The organism is Microbacterium sp. (assembly GCF_030149085.1).
Lineage (GTDB): Bacteria > Actinomycetota > Actinomycetes > Actinomycetales > Microbacteriaceae > Microbacterium.
Genome location: NZ_JASBSF010000075.1, coordinates 1 through 4,202, shown reverse-complemented (window position 1 = coordinate 4,202; position 4,202 = coordinate 1). Strand labels below are relative to the sequence as shown.

Sequence of the window (4,202 nt, the reverse complement as noted above, 5' to 3'; positions counted from 1 at the left end):
ACGAACGAGAATCTCAATCGTTCTGTCAAGTGGCGATCTCGCCGATTCGGTAGGGCTGATTGTCGCGGAGCATGGCCCAGATCACGTTGATGCGCCGACGGGCAAGGGCGAGCACAGCCTGCTTGTGGTTCTTACCTTCGGCACGCTTCTTCTCGTAGTAGGCCCGAGATCTGGGACAGTATCGTGCGGCTGATTGCGCGGACAGGTAGCAGGCTCGGAGCAGCCGCCGGTCGTAGCGGTGCGGGCGGTGGTGGTTGCCGCTGATGCGGCCGGAGTCGCGCGGAACGGGTGCGAGACCGGCGATACCGGCCAAGCGATCAGCACTTTCGATGCTCTCGATCCCACCGCCGACAGCTCCGATGAACTCGGCCGCCAACCGGGGACCGAACCCCGGCAGGCTGAGCAGGATGTCGGCCCGCGGATGGGTGCGGAAGAGGGTCTCGATCTGTCGGTCCAGGCTCTGCACGCTCTCGTTGAGCCGTTCGATCTCGACGGCCAGGGCCGAGACGATGTCCGCCGACACGGCTTCAGAACCGATCACGGTGAACTGCGCTTGCGCTGCGGTCACGGCCGCTTCGGCGATCGCGTCGGCGCCTCTGCAGTTCTGCTTCGTGAGCCAGCCCGCGACTCGCTTCTTGCCTGCCCGGCGCAGCCCGGCCGCTGTCTGATACCGGGTGAGCAACACCACCGCGGCGCGTGTGTTCGCGTAGTCGAAGGCTGCCTCGAGCGCGGGGAAGTACTCGAGGAGGGTTGCCCGCAGACGGTTGAAGGCACGGGACCGGTCCGTAACCAGATCCGCGCGTCGTGCCGTGAGAATCCGAAGACTGGAGCTGATCGCGTCACCGGATCGCAGCTCCTGCAAGTCCCGTCGCATGCGCGCCTGATCGGCTATGACGGCGGCGTCTTTCGCGTCGGTCTTCCCGTCACCGCGATACGTCCGCGCTGCGTGATGGACCGTCCGTCCCGGGATATAAAGCAACTCCTGCCCATGACTGGCGAGCAGGGCGATCAGCAACGCCGCGCCACCATGATTCTGATCGGTCGCCCACAGCACCGCGCCCCTGCTGAGCTCGTGCACTTCTCCGATCAGGTTGAGCAGGTCGTGCTCATCGTTCGGCACACGTCGCGACAGCACGTGCTTGCCGTCGTCGTCGATGAGCACGCAGTGATGGTGGTGCTTGCCGGCGTCCACGCCAGCCCAGAATCGGGACAAGATTCGCTCCTCGGTTTCGCGCGCGGCGCAAATCCCGACCCGAAGCGAACGACTATGCCGGCGGTTCCTTACGAAGCGATGGATCGCGTATCTCAATCAGCGGTCGAGCCGTTGCGAGGCACCGGGCGGCCAATCTCATTGAGCCGACCTCGCGGCGGCGAACACAAACGAGCCATACCCGGTGCCTCCGGGCCGGTCGAGGACTCACGATGCCCCCGATCCGCGCCCTTTCACCGTAAGGAACACCAACGGGCTGCTGCGTCAGTACTTCCCGAAGGGCACGGACCTCTCACGGTGGTCCGCGGAAGACCTCGAAGCAGTCGCTCTCGCGCTCAACAACCGGCCCCGCAAGAGCCTCGACTGGAAGACGCCCGCCGAGGTATTCGAAGAGCAGCTACGCTCACTTCAACAACCCGGTGTTGCAAGGACCGGTTGAACTCGCCCAATACATGTCGGCCGAGTTTGCCGAGTTCACGCGCGCGGCTGGGATTGTTCGGTCGGTCGGACGGACTGGTATCACCCTCTTAACCGGTTATTCGACCCGCGAGCCCAGGCGGCGACACGCCGGTGGGCGTCGCGTCCGTCGCGTGTGTGACGCACGGGTGCAACATGTGTCGCATGACGGACAAGGAAGTCCTGCGGCTCGAGCAGCGTGACGGCGAGTGGGTGCTCGCCGGTGAGCACGCCGCCCGGTTCGCGCTGGTGGACGAGTACCTCGCGCATCTGCTGGATCGGAACTACTCGCCGGCGACGGTGAGGTCCTACGGGTATGACCTGCTCGCGTTCTGCCGCTGGCTGTCCGGGCAGAACCGCCCGCTTGAGGAGGTCACGACCGATGATCTCCTCGGATTCCTGCGGGCATGTCGTGAAGCGACCCTGCCAGGCAGGCCGGGCCCGAACGTCGTCGGGATGGATGGCCGCCGGCTGGACCGATACGCGGCGACGACGATCAACCGTCGGCTCGCGGCGATCTCAGGGCTGTTCACGTATGCGGGACTGCGCGACCCGGCGAGGCGGAACCCGGTCCCGCGGGGCAGGGAAGCGCGCTGGCGGACGAGCGGGGAGCGGTCAGGGATGCTCGCTCACACCGTCCGGCGCCCGGTCGCGCGATCCGCGCTCAGGTTGCGGGAACCACGCCGGCTGCCGGTCGCACTGTCACCCCAGGACGCGGCGACGCTGGTGGGGAGTCTGCGGACCTGGCGGGATCGGGCGATCGCAGGGCTGATGCTGTGGTGCGGGCTGCGGTCGATGGAAGTCCTCGGCCTGCACGTGAAGGACGTCGACATCGGCGGCCGCTGGGTCACTGTCACCGGCAAGGGCGCGAAACAGCGCCGCGTCCCGCTGGACCCGGACGTCGCGTCGGTGATCGACGTCTATCTCCTCGCCGAACGCCCCGAGTCAGACTCCGAGTTCCTGTTCCTCGTCGGCAAAGGCCCGAACCGCGGCGGCCCGTTGACGGCGGCAGGGTTGCGGACGGTGTTCCGCTACCACCGGGGCCTGACCGGCGTGACCGGCGGGCACCCGCACGCGCTGCGTCACACGTTCGGAACAGTCCTCGCCGAGGCCGGCGTCGATCTCGCGGTGATGCAGGCCCTTCTCGGTCACGCGCATGTCGACACAACCGCCCGCTACGTCCACCTCGCTCCTGCTCACGTGAAAGCCCAGTTCGATGCGGCACGCGAACGCATCCGCTCTCAGCAGCGGTGACCCCGGGATCGCGTCGCTGCGAGGCGATGATCTCCGGGACGCGTATCTGCGTCACCTGACGGCGACCGGCCGAGGGAACCCGTCCTACGAGTGGGCTGCGCGACGGTTCTTCGAGTCCTGGCCGGACCCGCAGGACTGGGCGGCGACACCGCTTCAGCAGCGACTGTCGGCGGGGTCGGCAGCGCGTCCGGTGATCACGTTCCTGATGCTGCACGGCGGGTTGCGGCCGGGATGCGACTACCTGCTTTCGAGGAAGCTGTCACCGCTCTGGCGGGAGATCCAGACCAGCCCGCTGCGGGCCGAGATCGACGGGTTCCTCGACGAGGCCGAACAGCTCGGGTTCACCGCCCGCACGCGGCTTGCGACAGGCTCCCAGGCGCCGATCCGGCTGCTGATCCAGACGGGAAAGCCGATGCGACAACTCACCGTCGATGACCTTCAGGAGTTCGCCGCGGCCTGCCGGGAACGCGAGCACGCGACGGGGATCTCGCATCGCCACTACTTCTCGGCGATCAGCATGGCGCACATGGTGCTGTTCCATCTCGGCGTCCTCGATTCCCCGCCACGGACCGGCGGCCCGGTCCCTTACGAGGAGCGGCTCGCCGAGGTCTCCGCCCCGTTGCGGGCGCAGCTGGTCGGCTATCTGGAACGCAAACGCGCGACCTGCGACCGCAAGACGGTCTCGGCGATGGCGACACGGTTGAAGCACTTCGGGGTGTTCCTCACCGACACCGACCCGACACTCACGTCGGTGAGGGATCTGGATCGGCGACGTCACGTCGAACCGTTCCTCGCGTCGCTGGTCGACGCGATCAGCGACAAGGACGGCGCCCCGATCAGCATCGGGGACCGCAACCGGCGGGTCGTCGCGGTCGCGACGTTCCTCCGCGACATCACCGAATGGGGCTGGGACGCAGCGCCACCTCGGAAGGTGCTGTTCCGCGACGACATCCCCAAGCTCCCGCAGGTGCTGCCCCGCTACCTCCCCATCGATGCCGACCGGCGACTCACCGCCGCTTTGACCGAGCATCCCGACAACGAGCTGGCCGCACTGGCGCTGCGGCTGCAACGCGCTTGCGGGCTGCGGATCGGGGAACTGCTCGACCTCGAGCTGGACTGCGTTCACGAGCTCGATGGGAACGGGGCATGGCTGAAGGTCCCGCTCGGCAAGCTCGCCACCGAACGCATGGTCCCTCTCGATCCTGAGACTCTCGAGGTGATCGACCGGGTCACCCAGATCCGCTCCCACGGCAGACCACTCCCGCACCCCCGCTACCGGCGA

General features: G+C 67.3%; 3 protein-coding genes and 1 pseudogene. 3 read left to right on the top strand and 1 reads right to left on the bottom strand.

Going from position 1 to position 4,202, the window contains the following annotated elements; all coding sequences use genetic code 11:
* Positions 1-25: 25 nt before the first annotated feature.
* Entirely contained in the window at positions 26-1,213 is a 1,188-nt protein-coding gene (locus tag Q1V87_RS03140) for an IS110 family transposase (RefSeq protein ID WP_300590809.1), read from the bottom strand.
* Between the two features lie 241 nt (positions 1,214-1,454).
* Here Q1V87_RS03140 and Q1V87_RS03135 point away from each other — a divergent pair.
* The 3 genes and pseudogenes from Q1V87_RS03135 to Q1V87_RS03125 form a co-directional block, all read left to right on the top strand.
* Positions 1,455-1,649, top strand: a pseudogene (locus Q1V87_RS03135) (IS30 family transposase); the annotation flags it as partial.
* A gap of 182 nt (positions 1,650-1,831) precedes the next feature.
* A complete protein-coding gene (locus Q1V87_RS03130) occupies positions 1,832-2,920 on the top strand; it encodes a tyrosine-type recombinase/integrase (RefSeq protein ID WP_300590808.1) in 1,089 nt (362 codons plus the stop codon).
* Positions 2,883-4,202, top strand: a 1,320-nt coding sequence (locus Q1V87_RS03125) for a tyrosine-type recombinase/integrase (protein ID WP_300590807.1), incomplete at its 3' end; no start/stop codon positions are given. The genes Q1V87_RS03130 and Q1V87_RS03125, both read left to right, overlap by 38 nt.